This is a genomic window from Streptomyces chryseus (genome assembly GCF_014650755.1).
Lineage (GTDB): Bacteria > Actinomycetota > Actinomycetes > Streptomycetales > Streptomycetaceae > Streptomyces > Streptomyces chryseus.
In genome coordinates, this window is the sequence record NZ_BMVO01000030.1 from 34,594 (window position 1) to 54,457 (window position 19,864).

A 19,864-nucleotide genomic window follows, 5' to 3' on the forward strand; every position below is an offset into this window, starting at 1 on the left:
CCACCGAGCTTCACGAAGCGTACAACTTGCGTCACACCGTCATCAGGTACTTGCGTACTTCAGTCATGTGGAACCGCAAGGTCTTCTTGCGCGTGCCCTGACGGGGAGGGAAGGGGCGCGGGTGGTGCCGAGGGTGGGCCGCGAGGTCCGAACGGCGCGGGCCGCGATCAGCGTTCTGTCATGCGCTGCACCACTATCCATACAGGCAACTCTCGTTTGACGTCGCCTGCGGGGACGTACCGGTACTCCTGGGCGATTTCCAGCGCGCGCGCCGGGCCCAGTTGCCGGAAGTAGCTGTCGTCGATCTCTACGCGGCCGTCTCCGTGGCGCCACAGCGTCCCATTGCTCTGCCGCCCCATCAGGACCGGTTTCCTGCCGTCGAACAGTGCACGCAGCTGATCCTCGAGCCACGGCAGGTCCGTGGACCGCTCTCGGCGCATTCGGGCCCGGTTCAGCCACATCCGACGCCTCAGGCGAAACCTGCGCCCGCTGCCGGGTGGCGAGGGCGTATCGATGTCCCACATCATGGCAAAAGGCAGGAATACAAAGTAGGCGCAGAGCGTGACGAAGTACGGGACAAGCCACAGCACCCCCAGGAAGGGGAACCAAAGCCATTGCGCCAGGTAGCGGGCGCGCAACCGCGCAATGGACTTTTCCGGCCTCGTGGACCACATAGGGTCGGCATAATGGGAAGTCATCCGGGCAACCTCGTCTTGTTCTTCCTCATCCGAAGACATTCCTGATGTCGTCGACGACTCGACCCGCCGTATCGCGAGCCCCATCGGCCGCGCCGTGGACCTTGTCGGACAAGTACTGGACATCTTCAGTCACCATACGTATGCCCTCCTTGGCCAGGTTGGTCGACCCCAGGGCTGCCTCGTATCCCCGCGCCGGCCAGGATCGTGGGTCGATGTATTTGCCGACAACCTCGCCCGAATCGTCGATGACGGGCTTGACGGAACCGGCGATCGTCGGGATGTGCCTCAGGGGAGTGTTCTCGATGAGCTCCGGCATCATCTTCTGGAATCCTATGTCCGAGATTCCAGCTCCTGCTTTGTAGAGATTGGCGTCTCCGAAGTGCCGGGCCACGGCGACACCCAGGCGGTCCGTGAAATTGTCGGCGGTGATATGAATGGCGCGCGCCTTCTGCCCGAGGTCGGTCATGTTCCTCATGACCCATTTCTCGCCCACTTCGCCGTACCTGGCCGTGCCGCCGACTGAGTCAATAATGTCGTCCGCGCGCTTCCACGCATCGGATGCCCTCGCCCCGAAGTCGATCACCTCCATGGGGATTTTCACGCCGGTGAACGCCCCGACGCCCACCTTGCCCACCCGCACAAGATCACCGAAGGGAACAAACCCGACGATGTCCAGGCCGATGTCCAGCCAGGAGCCCTTCTCGGCGCCGAGCGCCCAGCCGCCGGCATGAAAGGCGAGGGCCCAGCCATTCAGGACGATGCCAATGGCCTCGAAGACGACCGCGCCGATGAGGGTCTCGGACGTGAGGATGGCGAGGACATCGCATGCGGCGCTGGCGTAGCCGAGCCAGTCACCGATCTTGTAGATCAGGTCGGCGTGGTCCTTCAGCCACTGATGGATCAGGCCGGCGACGATTTTGAGCTTGTCGCCAAGCCCCTCCAGGGCGTCCTTGAAGCGGTCGAAGAGTCCTGGCAGGTCGGGTGCCCGTTCCGCGGCCCTGCGTATGACGTCGGCCACGACGCGGGCCGCGGCCGCGTGTTCCTCGATCAGCTCGTGCGCTGTGTTGATGATGCCGTTCAGTGTCCGCGTCGCTTCGTTCACTCGCTGCGCCGCGTGGTTGAGACGCTCCTGGGCGTCCAGCAGGGCCGCGTCGGTGTCGAAGGTCTGACCCGCCAGTTTCAGATCCGGGTTGCTCTGTGCCTGCTTGAGGGTGTGGCGCGCCGCTTCCGCGTCGGCCTCGTAGCGGGAGGCGAGTGTCTGGAAGTCGGTGAGTTGCACGTCCCACTTGTGGAGGGCGGACGCGGCGTCCATCAGTGAGCCGTGCCCGTCCCGGAGGTACTTGGGCAGCTCGCCGACCTTCTTGGCGAAGCCCGCAGCCGCTTCGCCCTCCCAGATGCCTTCGCTCTTGCCCAGGCGTTTCAGGGTGCCATGGGCGTCGTTGAGCTGGTTGCCGACCTTGCTGAGGATCGTGACGAGCCGGCGCACCGATGCCGGAGTGCCTGGTGCCGGGTCGAAGCCCAGCGCGTCGTAGACCTGCGTGCTCACGTTGTGCGCTCCTCGATACCCTCAGCCGAAATCGGACTTCAGCCCGGCTTCTGCTTCTGCGTCCGTCTCGGCGTGTTCCGTGTCGCCGAAGGTGATCGTGTCGGCGATGTCCGCGAGTACCGCCTGGTACATGAAGAGGTCCTCGACGTCCGAGGTGCTCAGGCAGAAGAGAAGCAGCCGGTTCTCGGCCGGGAACGGCAGCCACAGCTCGATGCGTACGAGGAAGCGTTCCTGCTCTCCGTCGGCCAGATTCCACACGGCACGAGAGCCGGCGATGTTCAGCACAGCGGGGCCCATCGGGAGGGAGACGAGCTCGGTGTCCCCGCCATCGTTCGTACGGGAGAGGGCCTCCACGATCCCGGCCGCGCTGACGGTGGGATCGGGGTTGTCCATTTCCCGGACGCTGACGAGTAGCGTGCAACGACTGACCCGCTCCGGAGGCTCGGAACCGTCAGCAGTGCCGCCAAGGGGGAAGATGCCCATCGCCTGGTAGATGGCGCCGCTGGAGGCAAGCTGCTGGGCGTTGGCTGTGTGCATCCCCGCGAACATCCTGCGAAGCGGCTCCCACTCCTCGCGATCACCCCAGTGGTCGCGAGAGAACTGCCGCATCTGCTCGTCGAGGACTTCCTCTTCGACACCGATACCGAGGGGCGTCTCGTGGAACTCCTGCTGGACCTGGAAGCGGATCGCTGCTGTTGTATCGTGCGCCACCATCAGTTCGCGGCCTTGCCCGGCCCTCGAAACCCTTCAGCGACCTGCTGCTCCAGGGCCGCGTACAGCTTCTGGGTTTGGGTCAGCCCCTCAGTGACCCCGCCAGTCGCGTCAGCGATCAGGCCGATGCCGTACCCCCACGCGTCCTGGAATTCGTCGCAGGCCTTCTCCAGCTCCGCCGACCCGGACCCCTTGGGGCCGATGTCCTTCAGCAGCTTCATAGCGGAACGCATCTCGCCCGCGCATCCATCGAGCTGAGCAGCAAGGTGGCTGAGCGCGTCGAGCTCAACCCTGTAGTAGCCAGTCATGGCCGTACTGCCCCTCTTCCCTTCACACCGGTGACACAACTCCCTCACGCCCTACGGTTGACGTTGGGTCACCTACCGTGCCTGGCCGCCTCATCGGGGCCGAACCAATCCGGCTGAGACGTATAAAATTATCACCGCCGCTCACATCCTCCTCACGCGGCTCCGCCAGGTCATGCGCGAACTGATCCCGGCGCACCACGGCAAGGCGGCGGCGTACTGGACCTCGTCGGCGGGTGGTCGCGCGCGGGACCTGGGCCACCGCCGTCTATGAACATGGCGGGCCGGACAGGTCCCTGTCGAACAGCGGCGCCAGCGCTTCCTCGCCCGCCACGATCCGCCACGCCGGAACCCGCACCGCGCGGCCCACCGGGCACGCCTTCGCCCCGTAGCCCCCGGACGGCAGTCCGGTCAGCAGGTCACCCCGCGCGTGGGTCAGCCGCAGGTGCCGCGCCGGGTCGGAGCCGGGCGGCGGGCCGGGGTCGATCAGTACCGCCGTGTTCTCCCCGGCCACGGTGAACAGCAGGTCCACCCGGTGTCCGCCGACCACCGCTGCGCGTTCCAAGTCGGTGATTCCGCGCCCCGCGACGTACTGCTGGAGCCGGTCGGCGAGTTCCTCGCGGAACCCGGACACCGAGGTGGCCGTCACCACCGGCCCGCTGTCCTCATCCGCCTCCGCCCCCAGTGGCACCGAGCGCCCCGCCAGCAGCGTGGGCAGACCACTCTGCCCCTGCCAGAACGCGTGACCGCCCACGGTGATCAGCTGCGACTTGGCCCGGGTGACCGCCACGTTCCACAGGTTGACCTGGCTCGCCACCCAGTGCGTCGTCCTCGGCGGCGTGTTGTGCGTGGCCACCGGGCTCAGCACCATCACGTCGCGCTGCCCGCCCTGGAAGGCGTGCACCGTTCCGACCCGGACCCGGTCGTCGTCGCGCCACACCCGCGCCAGTGCCTCCTTCTGCGCCCGGAACGGCGTGACCACCCCCACCGTGGCGTCCTGCGGCAGCCGCGCCAGCAGTTCGTCCACCACCCGCCGTACGGCCTCCGCCTCCGCCGCGTTGCGCCAGGACCGCCCGTCGCCGCCCCGCGCGGACTCGCCGTGCGGCACGTCGACCCAGCCCAGCGCCGGCGCCGGATCGGACGCCCCCACCGGGTCGAGTGCCGGGACCTGTCGTCGTACGTCGGTGAGCACCCGCAACTGGCCCGCGTAGCAGTAGCCGTTGACGACATCAGCGATTGCCGGATGGCACCGGTAGTGCTCGTCGAGGAGGAGTGCGGAGTCGCCGTGCTGCTCGGCCGCGTGGTACGAGGAGTACACGTGGTACGTGAGCCGGTGGTCCTCCAGCTGCGCCGCGCTCAGCCCGGCCCGTACCCGCGCTTGCTGTTCCTGTTGTGGTGACACGCCGGGGATGTGCCCGAGCTGCATCGGGTCGCCGATGATCAGCGCCCGGCGCGCCCGGAACAACAGCGGCAGCACGGAAGGGATGGAGCACTGGCTCGCCTCGTCGATGACGACGAGGTCGAACAGCTTCGGGGCGAGTTCCAGCTGCCGCACCGAGTGGGTGCTGATGGCCCATCCCTTGATGTGGGCCATCAGGTTCTTCTGGCTCCGCTGGTACCCCGAGCGGCCCCGCAGCGCCTGGAGCCGCTGCCCCATGAGCCCGCGTGCCCGCGTCAGTGCCTCGGCGGACACCGCCCGGGACAGCTCCGCCGACAGTTCGGACATCGCTCCCGCCGTCTCCAGCCGCGACTGCCTCAGCCCGTCCTCGTCCCATCCCATGTGCCGGGGTACGAGCTCCCGTACCTCCCGTTCCACGGCCACCGCGTCCGCCAGCGACTCTAGCAGACCGGGCGGCACCGGCCGCCCAGTCGCCCACGCCGGCCACGACGGCACGCCGGGCCGGTCCCCTTCCGGGGCATCCGCCACCGCCGAGACCAGCGCGCCGAGCGCCCGCCCCCGGCGCCACGGACCGAGCAGCCACCAGCCGGCCCCCGCCACCTTCCGCGCCCTGTCCTCCCAGCGCCCCAGAGCGGCCACGCCGTCCTCACCGGCCGCCCAGACGCCTGCCAGGAGCGGCAGCGGCAAGTCCAGCCCGGTTGCCCGCTCCTCCCGCTCCCGGAGCAGCTCCAGCAGCCGCCCCTCCTCGCCGGCGCGGTGTGCCGCCTCCGCCCGCAGCCCGTCGGCCGTCCCACGGGTGTTGCGCAACTCCCCGCCCACGGTCGCGGAACCGCGCCGCGGGGCCTGGGCGGGTTCACCGAGCAGCCGTTCCAGTTTCGCCGCCTCCCGCTCCAGCGCCTCGGCGTTGCCCGTGCGCATCAGCAGGCCCGGCGCGATGCCGTCGCAGCGTTCGGCGACGACGTTCACGGCCTCGTTGTTCGTGGAGGCGACCAGCACGGACTGCCCGGCGGCGACACAGGTGGTGACGACGGCCGTCACGACCTCGCTCTTGCCCGTACCGGGCGGCCCGGTCGAGACCGTGAGGGGCCGCGTCATCGCCGAGGAGATCACCAGCTCCTGGCTCTCGTTGCACGGCCCCGGAGCCACCACGGCGGCGGGCGTGGCCCGCGCTCCGTCCTCCCCGCCGCTCAGCAGCGCGTCCAGCGCGGTGCCGGGGATCTGCCCGGTCCGTGTCGACATCTGCAGCAGGTTGTCCACCAGGGCCTGCGTGGCGATGGCCTCCACACCCGAAGGCACCAGCAGCACGGCCGCGTTGTGCGCGCCGGGCCGCAGCGCCTGCATCACCGTCCGCTCGCTGAGCGCCGACGGGTCGAGCGGCTCCAGCTCCGGCAGCCCCAGCTCCTCCAGCAGCTCCCGTACGGCACGTAGCATCTGCGCGTCGTTGCCCTCCTGCCACGACGGCTGCCAGCGGGCGACGAGGTCGGCCGCGTCGCCCGCGTCCAGCAGCTCCGAGACGACACCGGTGTGCAGGGACGGCACGCCGCTGGGCCGGAGCACGTCCCGGCCGTCCTCGTCCGGCGCGAGTTCCATCTGCTGGATGAGCAGCGGCGCCAGCTCCACCGCCGTACGGCGACCCCGGCCCCCGTCCCGTACGGGCAGCGTGATCGCCGGATAGCCGTACCAGTACTCCTGCTGCGCCCCCGCGTCACCGCCCGCCCTGCCCCGCGGCCCGGGCAGCTGCCCGGGAGCGGGAATGGTGGAGCCCCGCCCCGACTGGATGGTCTCCTCGCCCTGGCTCAGCAGGAAGTACTTCGCGTCGCGCCCGCTGTCACGGTCGGGCCGCATGCCGGCCGCCGCCTGGGCGGTGAGGCAGTGCGCGTAGTACCGCAGCAGCCGCTGCGGGTCGACGCCGTCCCGCGCGTCCAGTGCGGCCAGTTCCCGGGCCTTGAGCAGGGCGGGTGAGCGCCGGGCGGCCTCGGCCGCGTCACGCGGCAGCGCCGCGATGTGCACCGGCCGCGCCACCGACCGGGCGAACGGCAGGCTCCGCGTGGCCCTGATCGTGGACTTGGTGGGACGCTGCTCCTCCGGTACGCCGTCACGCGCCATCTGCGCGTTCAGGTAGTCGAAGAGGTCGTCCGGGGTGATCCAGCCGCCGCCCTTGATCCGCCCGTTGCGCAGCCCTTCCACGATCTCCCCGGTGAACCGGGACGTGCCGAGGTCCGACCCGGGCGGCGCCATCGCGGACGCGGACTGGAGGGCGTCGGAGGCGGTGATGAAGTACACGCCCGTCGGCCGCAGCAGGGTGCTCGGCGCGGGCCGCGCGGGTTCCTCCGCCGGTCCCTTCGCGGTCCAGCCCTGCACGACGGAGCCGCTGGAGCAGCAGTCCAGCAGCACCAGCTTCGAGGAGGCACGGCACGACTGGAGCATCCGCTCCAGGAACTCCGCCGGGACCGCCGTGCCCGGCAGGTCGTCCGGGTCGGCGTCCCGGGTCAGGAAGTACAGCTGGTTGTCGTCCTCGCAGAACTCGCCGTGCCCGCTGAAGTACAGCAGGGCCGTCTCACTGGGCTGCCGTGCCTCCAGGAACGTCTCGACGGCGTGCAGCATCTGCGCGCGGGTCGGCTCGGCGACCATCGCGCAGTCGTTGTACATGCCGATCTCGGTGTTCTCCAGCACCGCCCGCATGTAATGCAGATCGGCCCGTACGGGCGGCAGGTCCTGGTAGGCCTCACTGTCGTACGTGGACACGCCGATGAGCATGGCGAACCGGTCGTTCTCGGCCATACGCGCTCAGCCCGCCGCAGCGGTGTCGCCGAGGCCGCCGTCCTCCGTGCGGTGCGGCGTCTCGCCGTCGCCCGCGAGGAACCGTTCGATCCGCTCGTCGTCCTCGCGGGCCTCCTTGCCGGTGATGCGCAGGGTCGCACCGTCGGGCCGCCGGACGACGATCGTGCGCTGCGACACGCGCGCCAGCCAGATCTGCACCCCGGCGGCGACCAGCGAACCGGCGCTGATCACCACCCCGATGGTGTCGGCGGACAGTCCGCCCTTCTGCGTCCCGCCGGCCGCCGCGCCCTGCCGGGAAACGTCCAGGGCGGCCCCGGGATCGGCGTCGGCGATCCCGGCGAGCAACTCGCGCGCTTCCTTGCGCGCCCGCAGCGGGTCCTCGTCGACGATGGAGATCCGGTACCCGGTCCGGTCCTCGGGCGTGGTGGCCACAGCGCTTCCCCTCGGTGAGCGGTGCTCCTGACGGAGGCATGAGCGGCTGACGTTAGTCGGCGGGTCCGACACCGGGCGCCCGAGTTTCCGAAAACCCGTCAGGGTTGGCGGGAAAGTGCCTGACCAGCGGCGGTACGGGGAGTTCTCCGGGCAACCACAGCTCCGCCCATACGGTCTTGCCGGGACCGTCGACGCGCGGCGCGACCGCCCAACGCGACGCCATACACGCCACGATGAGCAGACCCCGCCCCGACTCCGCGTCTCCCGGCGGCTCCTGGGCCGTCAGCAGTGGTACGCGTTCGGTGCGGGTGTCGGTGACCTCCACACGCAGGACACGCGGGCCGTCGCCGGTCTCGGTCAGCCGCACGTGGAAGTCCCGCCCGGCGACATGCCCGTGCCGTACGGCGTTGGCGGCCAGCTCGGCGGTGATCAGCGTCAGCGTCTCGTTGGCGTCACAGGTGTACGGGTGCCCCCAGGTGTCCAGCCGGTGCGAGACGAGACGGCGGGCGAGGCGCGCCCCGCGAAGCGAGGACGTGAAGCGCATCGAGAACTCCCGGATTGGGCCGGGGTGTCGGAGCGCGTCGACGGCCGGCTGCGGAGCCCCCGGGGAGGGGGAAGTTTCGCTGTTCATGTGGTCCACGCTGACGTGCTGGTTTTACCGTGACGAGACACGACGCGCACACGGACGGTCGCTGTACGTGGCCGGTCCGCGCGTGTAGGCGGGGCGGAGCGTGACGGCCGACGCGGGGGCGCGTTGGCCGGGGAGAGGTGGTGCGGCACATGAGCGAGCCGGCGGGAGTGGCTGCCGAGGAGGAGCCCGGTGCGGAGGAGGACGAGCGGGAGGCGGGACCGGGCTCCGGCATCCTGCGCGTCTTCGGGCGCCAGCTGAAGCGGTTCCGCGTACGGGCGGGTCTGGAGCGGCCCGAGTTCGGGTCGATGACGGGCTACTCGGTCTCGACCATCGCCGCGTACGAACAGGGCCGCCGGGTGCCGCCGCCGAAGTTCATCGACCGGGCGGACGAGGTCCTGGACGCGGGTGGTGTCCTCCAGGAGATGAAGGAGGAGGTTGCGCGGGCGCAGTATCCGGCGTTCTTTCGGGATGCGGCCAGGTTGGAGGCGGAGGCGGTTGAGTTGCATGTGTACGCGAACCAGGCGGTGCCGGGCCTGTTGCAGACGGACGAGTACGCGCGGGCGGTGTTCGGGATGTGGCGGCCGTTGCTGGGTGAGGAGACGATCACCCAGCGTGTAACTGCCCGTCTGGCTCGGCAAGACATCTTTGCCCGCATGCCCATGCCTACCATCAGCTTCGTCATCGAGGAAGCAACATTGCGGCGGCCGCTGGGAGGTGCAGGTGTCTTGCGTGGGCAGTTGGAGCAGGTTCTCCTCGTCGGGCAGCAACGCAACGTCGAGTTGCAGGTGCTGCCGACGAAGCGTGAGGAGCATGCCGCACTCGGCGGACCGTTCACCTTGATCGAGACGCGGGAAGGGCGCAGGATCGCATACGTGGAAGCGCACAAGGACAGCCGTCTCCATACGGAGCGCAGCTCAGTGCGTGAGTTCGAGGAGCAGTACGGGATTCTGCGTGCTCAGGGGCTCACTCCACGGGAATCGCTTGCTTTCGTTGAGAAGCTGCTGGGAGAGACATGTCCTTCGTGAAACCTGACTACAGCGATCCCGGTCTTACGTGGTTCAAGAGCAGCTACAGCAGTGGGGCGGGCGGCGAATGTGTGGAGGTGGCTGCCTGCCCCGACGCTGTCCACGTACGGGACTCCAAGGAAACAAGCCGCTCTGGGTTTGCGGTTGATGCTGCCGCCTGGGCCGCTTTTGTGAGCTTCGCGGCTCAGTAGGCCAGTGGTCTGCCCCTGACGACGCGTCGGGGGCAGACCTCTGCCCGTCCGCGTAGGGCCCTATCCCGCTGACTCTTCACGGATGGGCGGTGTCCAGCGTCCGGCGGCGATCTCCGCGTCCAGTCGTGCCTGGAAGTGCGCGTGCGCGGCTCTCATCTCGGCCTCTCGGTCGGCCTTGTAGAAGGGGGCCTGGTAGCCGTCTGGGGGCGGGGTGTGCCCCGGGTCCTCCAGGTGGGCGAGGAAATCGAGGTAATCCTGCTTGCTCTGGCCGTGACCGAATGTGTTGAAGTCACCCGCGATCTTGCGGCCGTTGATGTCGAGGTAGGTCGCCGACTCGTAGGCGTACAGCTGCGGGTAGCGCGACTTGAAGATCGCAACGAGCTGGTCGGCGGTGATGCCGAGCCAGACAGCGACGAGAGTGTCGATTTCGATGAGCGCGGCACGGCGCTCGTGCTCGGTGCGGAGGGGGGTGCTGTACTCCCAGGTCGGTTTGAGGCCGGCGGCGAGGGGCTTTAGATAAGGCCATTGAGGGTTGGCCCAGTCTTCGTATCCCGCCCAGCGAGGGTCGAACAACTCCTCCCAGAGGGGGGCGTAGTGGATGGTGAGGGCGTTTAGGCGGAGAATGCGAAGGAGCAGAGCAGGCGCGAGGGGGTGCTGCGGCTCAGGGGCGGGCATCTGCTTCGCGTTGGCAGGCGTGAGGTGGTCGCGTCCGGTGATGCGAAGCAGATAATCGAGCGGCAATGATGCCCAAAAGCCCGCATTGAGGGTCGTCAGACGGTTATCTGATAGAGCCATCGACCGTACGGCGTGAATGTGGGCGGGACCGGGCGGGATGAGCGCGGCATGCAGACAGCGGCTGCTGTCGAAGGGAATCATGTCCCGCCAAGCCAATCGGAAATACTGGCTATACGGACTGCCGAGCCAGGAATCCTGGGCCGAGAGGTATGCGTCCTGGTCGGCGGCTCGTACGAGGTTAGTCACAGGGACAAACGTCTCGGACAGCTCCGTTGTTACGAGCAAGCCCCAGTCTCTGTTGCTCCGACAGGGGATCCTCGGTTCTTTCGAGAAGGGAAGCGCCGATGCGAAGTGCGGTCCTTGCAGGATGACGTCTGTCAGCTCGGCGACGGCCTGATTTCCCCACCTGATCAGCCCGTCCTTCCTCGCGCTGGTTTCGTTGTATCCGCCTGCGATCATCGGATGGAAATCAGTCAGGTTGCTGGGATGGGCAGCCAACGCTTCGATGGCCCCTTGCTCGCCAACAAGGACCGGGTACAGCAGAGGGGCCTGCGCCGCACCACCCGTCGAGCCCGTTAGCGCCTGCCAACTGGCTAGCAGGGCGGCGTCCACGTGCACCACGCGCTCGCGGTGCGGCCTGATGTCCCATGAGCCGTTGTGTTTGATGCCGGGCGTCGCTCCTCGCCCGTCGTGAACCAGGGAGTCGGGGAGGGCCTTAGCGTCGCGGAGCTCGCTGAGGTGTAGGAAATCGGGCTCTTGTGACCTGCCGTAGACGTGCATACCGAATTCCTGGGACCAGTTCAGATCGTCGAAGGCCCATCGGGACGAGTTAACGAAATGCGCGTGAACCCGCAGATGCCGGTACGCCGCCGCTCGGATAGCCCCCTCGCGTACGCCGCCGAAGTGCGTGTCGGGATGGATGAGGCCCGCGCTGCCGTGTGGCGCAATGTGCTGCCACACCTGAGCCATGAAGGCCCGATAGAGGTCACTCCGGGTACCGATCAGAAGCGGATAGGTGGCCGGGCTGCTGAGCATGGAAACTACCCCCGCGTGGGTGGCCAGCTCGTCGAGGAGGAAATTCTGGGCTTCCGGACGCGCGCCCAGAACGTCTTCCTTTCGCAGGCGCCACTCCGCCGCACTCGGCTTCTCCGCAAGCACGAACCACGGCTCCAACTCGGCAAGGATTTGATCCTCCTGCCAAGTAGGCCTGACCCAAGGCGGATTCCCCACCTGCAAATCAAACCCACCCCGCGCAAACACCTGCGCGAACTCCAACTCCCAGTGGAAGAACCCCTGCGCCTTCGCCACGTCCTTCGCCGTGGCCGCCCACAGGAACCGGTTCTCCAGCCAGTGGAACCGCTCCATGCCCATCCACTCGGGCAGCGCGTCCTCGTACACCGACAGGTCGTCCAGCGTCTCGAACGTCGACACCAGCGACTCACTCGGCACGTCCTGCGTGCCCAGCAGCGCCTCCGCGAAGTCGAGCCAGTCGTCCAGGTCCGCCAACGGAATGACGTTGCGGCGCTGCCCCTTGAGCTGCTCAGCGCGGCGGCCCGTGCGGCGACGCGACACCGAATCCCGCGTCAGCGTCATCTGCTTCGGCTCGGCGGTGAAGCCCGGCAGGGCGTCCGCCTCCCAGGCCATCAGGACACCGGAGTCCTCCGCGCCGGCTCCACCCTCCTCACCGACCGCAGACGAAACCCCCACCGCCTCGAACTCCGCCGCCCGTTCGGCCAGCGCCTCCGCCCGCGCGTACCGCTCGTCCGTACCGTCCAGCAGCGACGCGCTCTGCACCGGCCAGAACCACAGCGCGCACCACGTGTCCATGAGCGTCTTGAGCCGCCAGTACGGGGTGTCCTCCGCCTGGAGGTCGGCCAGTACCGCGTCCCGCTGCACCGCGACCTCGGGCCGCCGCAGCCAGTCGCCCTCCGCGCCCCACACCTGGATGCGCCGCGAGATGTCCCGCTCCGACAGCTCCAGCCGCCGTACGACCAGGTCCCACAGGTACTCGGCCCGCCGGGCCAGCCCCTGGAGCCGAGTCGTCTGCTTCACCGTCGGTGACTTCGTGACCGCCTTCCGCCACGCGCCCAGCGCCTTCGCGGCCTCCGGTGCGAGCGCCCTCGCCTCCTTCTCGGCCGCGACCGCGCCCCACTCCTTTGCCGGGAGGAGGAAGTGGTGCACCGCGCCCTCCGGCAGCCGGTCACCGGCCACCGCGTCCGCCAACGCGAACCGCTCCGGAGTGGCCCCGAGCCAGCCACCCTTCTTCAGGCGTTCGGCGCCGTACACCTCCCGCCGTCCGCCGATCAGGGAGTTGCCGCGCCGCAGGTGCAGGCCGAACCAGGGGGCCTCCATGCCGGGGTGCATGGTGTTGAGCCACAGGGAGACCTCGGCCAGTTCCACGGCCGTCTCGTTGAGGTCGACGCCGTACGAGTTGTGCAGCGCGACGTACGCCTTGGCCTTCTGGAGCTCGACGGCGTACTGCTCCGTGTCGATCGACCGCCCCAGCTCGCCCTGCCTGCGCCGCAGGTACTCCGCCGCGACCTGGTTGATCGCCTCGTTGAGGAACGCGCCCGACCCGAGGGCCGGCTCGCAGATCTTCCAGTCCAGCAGCTCCCGCGCCTCCGTCTCCTCGGTCAGGCGGTGCTGGAGGGCGAGCTGCACGGTGACCTTCGTCAGCGACTCCGGCGTGTAGTACGAGGCCGAGGTCTGCCGGTCGCGGCCGGAGAGGCGGTACACGAACGAGCCGGGCGCGTACCGCACCCGGACGTCCTCGCCCGTGTGCTTGTCACGGCGCCGCACGAACACCGCGTCCTCGTACTTGCCGATCTCCGACTGGGGGACCAGCCAGGAGCCGTCCTTCGGGTCGCCGCCCTTGGCGACCTCGTACAGCTCCTCGCCCGCGATGAAGCCGCTGTACGACATGAGGCCCTCGTACACCGCGCCGAGCTGGTTGATGCCGAGCTGCGCGTACGAGATGAAGCCACCGCGCTCGCCCCGCTTCCCCTGGGTGATCATCAGGCTGTGCAGCACCTGGTGGAGCGTGGCGTTGCGCAGCCGGGTGTCGAGGTAGCGGACGGACTCGCCCCGGGCCAGGGCCTCGTCGGAGTCGAAGCGCGGGTCGGGGTGGCAGTCGGCGCCGATCAGCCGGATCGACTCCCGCTCGAACAGCTTGCTGTGCAGCGGTTCGAAGCGCAGGCCGACGTCCTCGCTGGTCTTCGCGTCGACGCCCTCGGGGGCCGGCTCCACGCCGTGGGTGCGGCGCGGGCGGTAGCCGTCCTGCACCTTGCGGAAGAGCAGGTCCAGGGACTCGTACAGGTAGAAGCCCTTGCGGGCGGTGTCGCCGACCGGCTCCCGGTCGGCGATCAGCTCACCGAGCCGGCCGAGCCCGTACCCCTGCTGGTACTCGGGATAATCGGACGGCAGGATGCCCAGCTCGGGGCGGGCCTCCGCGTACAGGAGGAACAGGATCCGGTAGAGATAGCGCAGTGACTCGCGGGTCAAGCGGCGTCCCAGTTCCGGGAGTTCGTAGACGTCCTCCGGGCGTACGCCCTGTTCGCGCAGTCGCTCCAGCACCTCGCCCGCGATCAGCTCGACGCTCTTGCGCAAGCCGTCGCGCAGCTCGCTGGACACGCCCACCGCGTGCTTCGCGGACTTGCCGACGAGCTCGGAGAGCGGGTTGTCGCCGCCCTCCTGCGGAGTGCGCAGCGAGTCCGCGCCGAACAGCGCCGCCACCGTGTCGAGTTCGCCGCCCGACCGGGTGTCGTTGCGCTGGAGCGCCGTGTCCAGGGAGACGCCGAGGTAGCGGCTCTCGCCCCACACGGCGCGGTCGGCGAGGACGATCACGCCGCCGCCGAGCAGCAGCACGTACCGGGGCGGGTGGTCGCCGCCGACTTCCTCGCAGGCGAACAGGAACTTGGCCAGCTTGTCGCCGGTCTCCACCGGAGCCGGACCGTCGAGCGGCACGGGCTCCAGCAGCCGTCCCCGGCCCTTCTTGTCGAGGGCGGCGTCCGGCTCGGCGGCCCAGCCGCAGTCCAGCGCGACCAGGCCCTTCTCGGCGTGCGCGACCGGGATCTCGTACGTCTGTCCGGCGCGTGTCACGGTGAGCGTGCGCGGCTTGGCGTCGTACCCGAGGGCACGCAGCACCTCGGCGTTGAGCGCCCGTACCCGGTCCCGCCACTTCGGGTCGCCGTAAGTCGCCCTCTCCTCGTCGAGCTCCCGTACGGTGCGGATGCCGTCCTCGTCCTCCGGCAGGGCGAAGAAGGACCGGGCCCGGAAGTAGTCGCGGCGCAGCGCCCGCAGCCCGGCCCGGGGGGTCACCGGCAGCTCGCCGCCGCCGGTCGCCGCCGTGGCGAGGAGCTCGGCCTCCGTGCCGCGCGGGTCCCCGGCGGGCGGCTTCGCCGCCTCCTCGCGTTCCTTCCACGCCTGCAGCAGGCCCGACTTGAGGTCCTTCGGCAGCACCTCGGCCAGATAGTGGGCCGAGAAGTAGTCGCCGCGGTTGACCAGGGAGTCGTACGTCATGACAGGGCTTCTCTCAGAGGATCACAGACCGGGGTCACGGGGCGGCGGGCGCGGACGGAGACCGGAGCCGGAGCGCGGAGGCGGACGAGGCCGGGGCGGTGAGGGAGACGGGCGGCGGCCCTTCGTCACCGTCCTGGCGGTCCGTGTCGGGCAGGAGCACCGCGAGGACCCGCAGCAGCGGCCTGCCCGTCGTCAGCAGGGAGTCGGCGAGGTCGGCGAGGCGCTCCTTCGTGCGCTCCCCGTCGAGCGTGGGGCGGCGCCAGGCGCCGAGTCGCAGCTTGTACTGCTCGATGGGCTCGCGCAGCGGCTCGTCCCAGGCGTCGCGGTGTGTGTTGAGGAACGCCTCGGCCGTGTCCAGCACGTGGGGGAGGGCCTTGCGCAGCGGCACGGGATCGCGGTAGCGGAGCTTGTTCGCCATGGTGGGACCGACACCGCAGCGGCGCAGCAGCGACACCATGTCGTCGTCCACCAGCCCTTCCCCGGCGGCCTCCAGCCAGGTCACCCCCATCCACTTCACGACGGTGGGCCTGCCCAACTTGTTCGAGTACACGCCCTGGACGAGGTAGACGGGCTCCGCCACGTTCGCCGTGATCATCGGGGCCTCCTGGCGGCCCATCCCGACGAGGACCTTGTCGGTGAGCCACTCGACGACCGGGTGCAGGTCCGTCAGCAGCGAGATCTCCGGCCAGCTCGACGTGGACGACTCCCGGGCCCGCTGGAGGGAGTGCTCGGCGAGGCGGCGGTTGAAGGTCACGAGCAGTCGTTCGCGCAGCCGCTGCTCGCGCAGGTAGTCCAGGGGGAGCGCCTTGAGCCGGTGGACGAGTTCCGTCGGCGGGCGGAACGAGAGCAGTCCCGACTGCTGGTCGCGGTCCAGGTCCAGCTGGCCGCGGGCGTCCGGGTACACCTCGCGCAGGGCCTCGTCCAGGAAGTGCGCGGTCGAGTCGAAGAGGCGGGGGACCACGGGGCTCGCGGCGGCACGGCCGGCCGATGCCGCCTCCGTACCGGCCGGGGCCGAGCGGCCGGACTCCGCCGGTCGCGTGCCCTCGCCGACGGGGTCTGCCTCGCCGACGGCGGGTGCCGCGCCGACCTCGCCGACCTCGCCGAAGAAGTCCGCGAGGAAGTCGTCCAGGCCCGCGTCTTCGCCGTCCGCACCGGAGCGGCGGGCGTCCAGGGACTCGTCGACGGTCCGGCCGCGCAGCAGGTCCTGGATGAGGGACTTCTCCTCCGCCTCCGCCCGGTACAGGCCGGTCACCGCCTCCGCCGTGCCCAGCGACCGGTGGGCCTGGTCCTCGCGTGCCAGCAGCCGCTCGGCGACCACCGTGTCGTCCTTGGCGCCGTCGACCTCGCTGGTCAGGATCAACGCGCGGAACTCCGGGGGACGAGTCTGCCCGTACCGGTCGACACGGCCGTTGCGCTGCTCGATACGGATCAGGGACCACGGCACGTCGTAGTGCACGAGTTGGTGACACTGGCGGTGCAGGTTGACGCCCTCGGAGGCCACATCGCCGGTCAGCAGGACCCGGACGGGCGCATCGGCCAGGCCGAACTCCTCGACGCAGGCCATCTGTTGCTCGTCGGAGAGGCCGCCGTGCATGACCCGGACGCAGTCACGGGCCGCACGGCCCTTGAAGCCCAGCGCGGCGGGCAGCACCTCGGCCAGCCACTCCAGCGTGTGGACGCGCTCGGAGAAGACCACGACCCGTTCGTCGGAACCGGGCCCGATCCTGACCTCCTCGCGGAGCTGGCGCACGAGGGCGGCGAACTTCGCGGAGTCCGCCTCGGTCAGGCCGGCGGCCAGCTCCGCCAGCCGGTGCAGGGCGGCCAGCTCGGCCGCGGTGCCGCGAGGGTCGTCCTTCTTCTCCAAGGTCTTGACACGCGCGGAGACCGTCGCCTTCAGTGCCGCGTGGGACGAGAGGAACGACTTCAGCAGCGTGTACGGGAAGAGCGGGACCGAGCTCACCGAGGTGCCGCCGTCACCGGGCAGCCAGACGGCGGCCAGCTCCTCGAAGATCTTCTCCTCGGCGGGGGTGGCCGGGCAGCGCACGGAGTGGGAAGGGCCGCGGTCCGGCCACTGGCCCTTCATCTGCTCACGTACTTCGCGGCTGACCTTCGTACGGCGGATGAAGAGGTGCTCGATGTCGGCCGCGCGGTAGTTCTCCGGGTCGCGGATCGCCACCGGGTCCAGCAGGCCGATCAGCTCGGCGAAGGACTTCGCGTCGCCGTTGTGCGGGGTCGCGGACGCCAGGATCAGGGCGTCGGTGCGGGGCGCGAGGGTGCGCGCGAGCTGGTTGCGCAGGGAACCGCGGTTGATCAGGTTGTGCGACTCGTCGATGACGACCGCGTCCCAGCGGATCTGCTCCAGATGGTGCTGGTACTGGTCGGTGTTCTTCAGGGTGTCGATGGAGACGATGACCCGCTTGAAGGAGGTGAAGGGGTTGCGGCCGGCCGGGATCTCCCGCTGGATCCGCTCGATGCCGACCGAGTCCAGCCGCACCAGCGGGATCGCGAACCGCGTCCACAGCTCGTGCTGGAACTGCTCCAGCACGTGCTGCGGGGTGACGACCAGGATGCGCTCGCCCCGGCCGCGGCGGATCAGCTCGGCCAGCGTCAGACCGATCTCCAGGGTCTTGCCGAGGCCCACCACGTCCGCGATCAGCAGCCGCGGGCGGAGATTCGCACCGGACAGGGCCAGCTCGGCGGGGCGCCGCTGGTACGGAAGCGGGTCCATCAGGAACGAGTCGGCCAGGGCGAGCCGACGCTCCGACTGGGGGAGCGCGGTGCGGCGCAGTACCGCCTCCAGGAACAGCCGGGAGCGGCGGTAGTTCGGGGAGTCGTCCATGACCAGACCGGTCGCACGCGGGTCCAGCAGCTCGATGCGGTCCAGGCCGGAGAAGAACACGGCCTCCTGGTCGCGGACGAACTCCGACACCCCGACGACCTCGATCCGGGTGCCGTCGTCGGTCGTCGGCATCGAGCTTCTGACCAGCCACTCCTCGTCCCGCACGACCACCTGGGCACCGGCGGGGTACTGGTCCCGGCCGGTCGTGGCGCCGCTCTGCTCCGCACTGGTCTGGACGGCGGTCACGCGTGGCCTCCTGAGGCGGTTCGGTCGTACGTGGGCGGCCCCCGTTCAGGGCCCGCCCATTATCGCGGGTGGCAGGGGCGTACGGGTCAGAAGGGTGTACCGGCCGCGTATGCCTCGCGCAGCCGCTGCGCGGTGATTCTGGCCTGGGCGGACTGCCGCAGCGAGCGCCGCTGGGCGCTGCCGCTGTTGCCGCTGCCCGCGCTGCCCCGCCCCGCCGGGCGGGCCGGGGACCGCTTGCCGTCCGGCTCCGCCGTAGGCCCGTCCGTCGGTCGCGGGCCGGCCGTCCTGGAGCCGGGCGCGCGGTCGGCGGGCGGGGGCGTCGCGGCATCGACGCGGGCGAAGGACAGTCGCGGATCCGTGGGCGGCCGCACCTGGGCAGGCGGCATCGGCGGGGCGGGCACCCCGGGCTCTCGGTGGGCGGGGACCTGCTCCTGCCGGGCCGGCCCGGGCGTGGGCGTCTCCGGCTCCCGTCGACCGGGCGCGGCGTCGGCCGGGATGCCTGCCGTCCCGGCGCGCGTCCGCGCAGTCGCCCCCGACGCGGGTGGGCGGTCCACGGCGAGCAGGTCGTCGAGGACGTGGGCCGGAGCGGCCGTGTAGTTCGTGAGCCTGCGCCGCGCCTGGGCGACCTTCAGCCCCTGCGCCTCGATCAACGCCCGGCACCGCCGTACGACGTCGTCGAGCGCGGGCCGGTCCCGGGGGCGGTGAGCCAGCATCGCCGTCAGCAGCGGCACGAGTTCCACCGGTGTCCCCGAGAGATCCGGCGCGGTGGCGGGATCGACGACCTGGTGGAACAGGAGGTGGATGTTGTCGGCCCGGTACGGGAGATGACCCGAAGCGGCGAACAGCAGCACGGCGCCCAGCGCGTACACGTCGACCGCCGGGGTCAGCGGCTTCTCGCCGTTCGCCTGCTCGGGCGGCATGCAGGAGGGCGTGCCGACGACCGTGTTGGCCGCGGTCAGCGACACGCTGGACTCCGCGAACACCGCGAGTCCGAAGTCGATCACTTTGGGCCCGTTGGGGCCGAGGAGTACATTGGCCGGCTTCAGATCACGGTGCAGCAGCCCCTGCTTGTGCACCGTCGCCAGCGCCTCCGCGAGCGTCGCGCCCAGTGAGGCGGTGAGCAGGGGGTCGAGCGGGCCGTGGCTGCCCACATGCCTGCTCAGGTCCAGCCCCTCGACGTACTCGGTGGCCAGCCACGGAGGGTCCGCCTCCGGGTCGGCGTCCAGAAGGGCGGCGATCCGAGCCCCCCAGACCGTCTTGAGGATCTCCACCTCCTGCGCGAACCTCAGCCGGGTCTCGAAGTCCACGACGGACGGCTTGATCACCTTCACGGCGGCCGGTTCCCCGCCCCGTGACTCCCCCAGATACACCTGACCCATGCCGCCCTGCCCGATGCGCCCGAGCAGCTCGTACCCGCCCAGCTCGGCGGGGTCGTCGGGGCTCAGGGGGGCGATGTGCACGTGAGGCCTCACATTCGGGACGAGCGAGCCGGGCGGGTGGGCGTCATCACGCTAGATCACGCCCCGCAGGGCGGGGACGCCGGTCGACTCAGGTGACCGTCTTCGGTCACTGGAGGTACTTCGACGAAGTCGAGGAACTCCACATCATCGTCCGAATATAGATCCCGCCGGAATGGTCCGGTGGGCGTTCGAACAGTCCGGACCCGGACACGGCCCGTGTGGTCGGCAGATACAGGCCCGGGGCTTCCAGGTAGCCGAGCACGTAGGACCTCGCACGGGTCCAGGGCGGGCGGCAACTGGCTGAGGATGCACGGCGGTAGAGGCGACGGAGTTGTGTCCGGCGCCCC

At 69.9% G+C, this 19,864-nt stretch carries 12 protein-coding genes; 2 read left to right on the plus strand and 10 right to left on the minus strand.

The features are described 5' to 3' along the window. Window positions 1-167 precede the first annotated feature (167 nt). The 7 genes from IE185_RS29205 to IE185_RS29235 form a co-directional block, all read right to left on the minus strand. Window positions 168-737, minus strand: a complete 570-nt coding sequence (locus IE185_RS29205; protein ID WP_138895671.1) for a hypothetical protein — start codon at window positions 735-737, stop codon at window positions 168-170. Beyond that, window positions 724-2,244: a hypothetical protein gene (locus IE185_RS29210; RefSeq protein ID WP_138895672.1), complete on the minus strand. Its 1,521-nt coding sequence runs from the start codon at window positions 2,242-2,244 to the stop codon at window positions 724-726. Before IE185_RS29210 ends, IE185_RS29205 begins: the two co-directional genes overlap by 14 nt. A gap of 21 nt (window positions 2,245-2,265) precedes the next feature. After that, window positions 2,266-2,958 carry a hypothetical protein gene (locus IE185_RS29215; RefSeq protein WP_189716329.1) on the minus strand — a complete coding sequence of 231 codons (693 nt, stop codon included), beginning with the start codon at window positions 2,956-2,958 and terminating at the stop codon, window positions 2,266-2,268. After that, a complete protein-coding gene (locus IE185_RS29220) occupies window positions 2,958-3,263 on the minus strand; it encodes a DUF6317 family protein (protein WP_138895673.1) in 306 nt (101 codons plus the stop codon). The genes IE185_RS29215 and IE185_RS29220 overlap by 1 nt, the downstream gene beginning before the upstream one ends. 265 nt (window positions 3,264-3,528) lie before the next feature. Further along, window positions 3,529-7,440 (minus strand): caspase, EACC1-associated type, encoded by a 3,912-nt coding sequence (locus IE185_RS29225; RefSeq protein WP_189716331.1) that lies wholly within the window; start codon window positions 7,438-7,440, stop codon window positions 3,529-3,531. Window positions 7,441-7,446: 6 nt separating this feature from the next. Beyond that, complete coding sequence (locus IE185_RS29230; protein WP_138898652.1) at window positions 7,447-7,872, minus strand: effector-associated constant component EACC1; 426 nt, start codon at window positions 7,870-7,872, stop codon at window positions 7,447-7,449. Between the two features lie 52 nt (window positions 7,873-7,924). Beyond that, window positions 7,925-8,503 (minus strand): ATP-binding protein, encoded by a 579-nt coding sequence (locus IE185_RS29235; RefSeq protein ID WP_138898651.1) that lies wholly within the window; start codon window positions 8,501-8,503, stop codon window positions 7,925-7,927. A gap of 149 nt (window positions 8,504-8,652) precedes the next feature. On the opposite strand from IE185_RS29235, the gene IE185_RS29240 reads away from it, so the two are divergent. Both IE185_RS29240 and IE185_RS29245 read left to right on the plus strand, forming a co-directional pair. Further along, the gene (locus tag IE185_RS29240) at window positions 8,653-9,528 is read left to right on the plus strand and encodes a helix-turn-helix domain-containing protein (RefSeq protein ID WP_138898650.1); all 876 of its coding nucleotides are present in this window, start codon (window positions 8,653-8,655) and stop codon (window positions 9,526-9,528) included. Next, window positions 9,516-9,719: a DUF397 domain-containing protein gene (locus tag IE185_RS29245; protein WP_138898649.1), complete on the plus strand. Its 204-nt coding sequence runs from the start codon at window positions 9,516-9,518 to the stop codon at window positions 9,717-9,719. The genes IE185_RS29240 and IE185_RS29245 overlap by 13 nt, the downstream gene beginning before the upstream one ends. A gap of 60 nt (window positions 9,720-9,779) precedes the next feature. Here IE185_RS29245 and IE185_RS29250 read toward each other — a convergent pair whose 3' ends face one another. From IE185_RS29250 to IE185_RS29260, 3 genes are all read right to left on the minus strand, one after another. Continuing rightward, the gene (locus IE185_RS29250) at window positions 9,780-14,972 is read right to left on the minus strand and encodes an Eco57I restriction-modification methylase domain-containing protein (protein WP_189716333.1); all 5,193 of its coding nucleotides are present in this window, start codon (window positions 14,970-14,972) and stop codon (window positions 9,780-9,782) included. 34 nt (window positions 14,973-15,006) lie between these two features. After that, on the minus strand, window positions 15,007-18,057 hold the full coding sequence (locus IE185_RS29255) for a DEAD/DEAH box helicase (protein ID WP_138897006.1): 3,051 nt from the start codon (window positions 18,055-18,057) through the stop codon (window positions 15,007-15,009). 86 nt (window positions 18,058-18,143) lie between these two features. Next, complete coding sequence (locus IE185_RS29260) at window positions 18,144-19,517, minus strand: serine/threonine-protein kinase (RefSeq protein ID WP_189716335.1); 1,374 nt, start codon at window positions 19,515-19,517, stop codon at window positions 18,144-18,146. Between the last annotated feature and the right edge of the window lie 347 nt (window positions 19,518-19,864).

Coding starts and splice junctions, on each gene's coding strand:
- IE185_RS29225 (WP_189716331.1), bottom strand. CDS start 7,440: ATGGCCGAGAACGACCGGTTCGCCATGCTCATCGGCGTGTCCACGTAC.
- IE185_RS29245 (WP_138898649.1), top strand. CDS start 9,516: ATGTCCTTCGTGAAACCTGACTACAGCGATCCCGGTCTTACGTGGTTC.
- IE185_RS29205 (WP_138895671.1), bottom strand. CDS start 737: ATGTCTTCGGATGAGGAAGAACAAGACGAGGTTGCCCGGATGACTTCC.
- IE185_RS29240 (WP_138898650.1), top strand. CDS start 8,653: ATGAGCGAGCCGGCGGGAGTGGCTGCCGAGGAGGAGCCCGGTGCGGAG.
- IE185_RS29220 (WP_138895673.1), bottom strand. CDS start 3,263: ATGACTGGCTACTACAGGGTTGAGCTCGACGCGCTCAGCCACCTTGCT.
- IE185_RS29250 (WP_189716333.1), bottom strand. CDS start 14,972: ATGACGTACGACTCCCTGGTCAACCGCGGCGACTACTTCTCGGCCCAC.
- IE185_RS29235 (WP_138898651.1), bottom strand. CDS start 8,503: ATGAACAGCGAAACTTCCCCCTCCCCGGGGGCTCCGCAGCCGGCCGTC.
- IE185_RS29215 (WP_189716329.1), bottom strand. CDS start 2,958: ATGGTGGCGCACGATACAACAGCAGCGATCCGCTTCCAGGTCCAGCAG.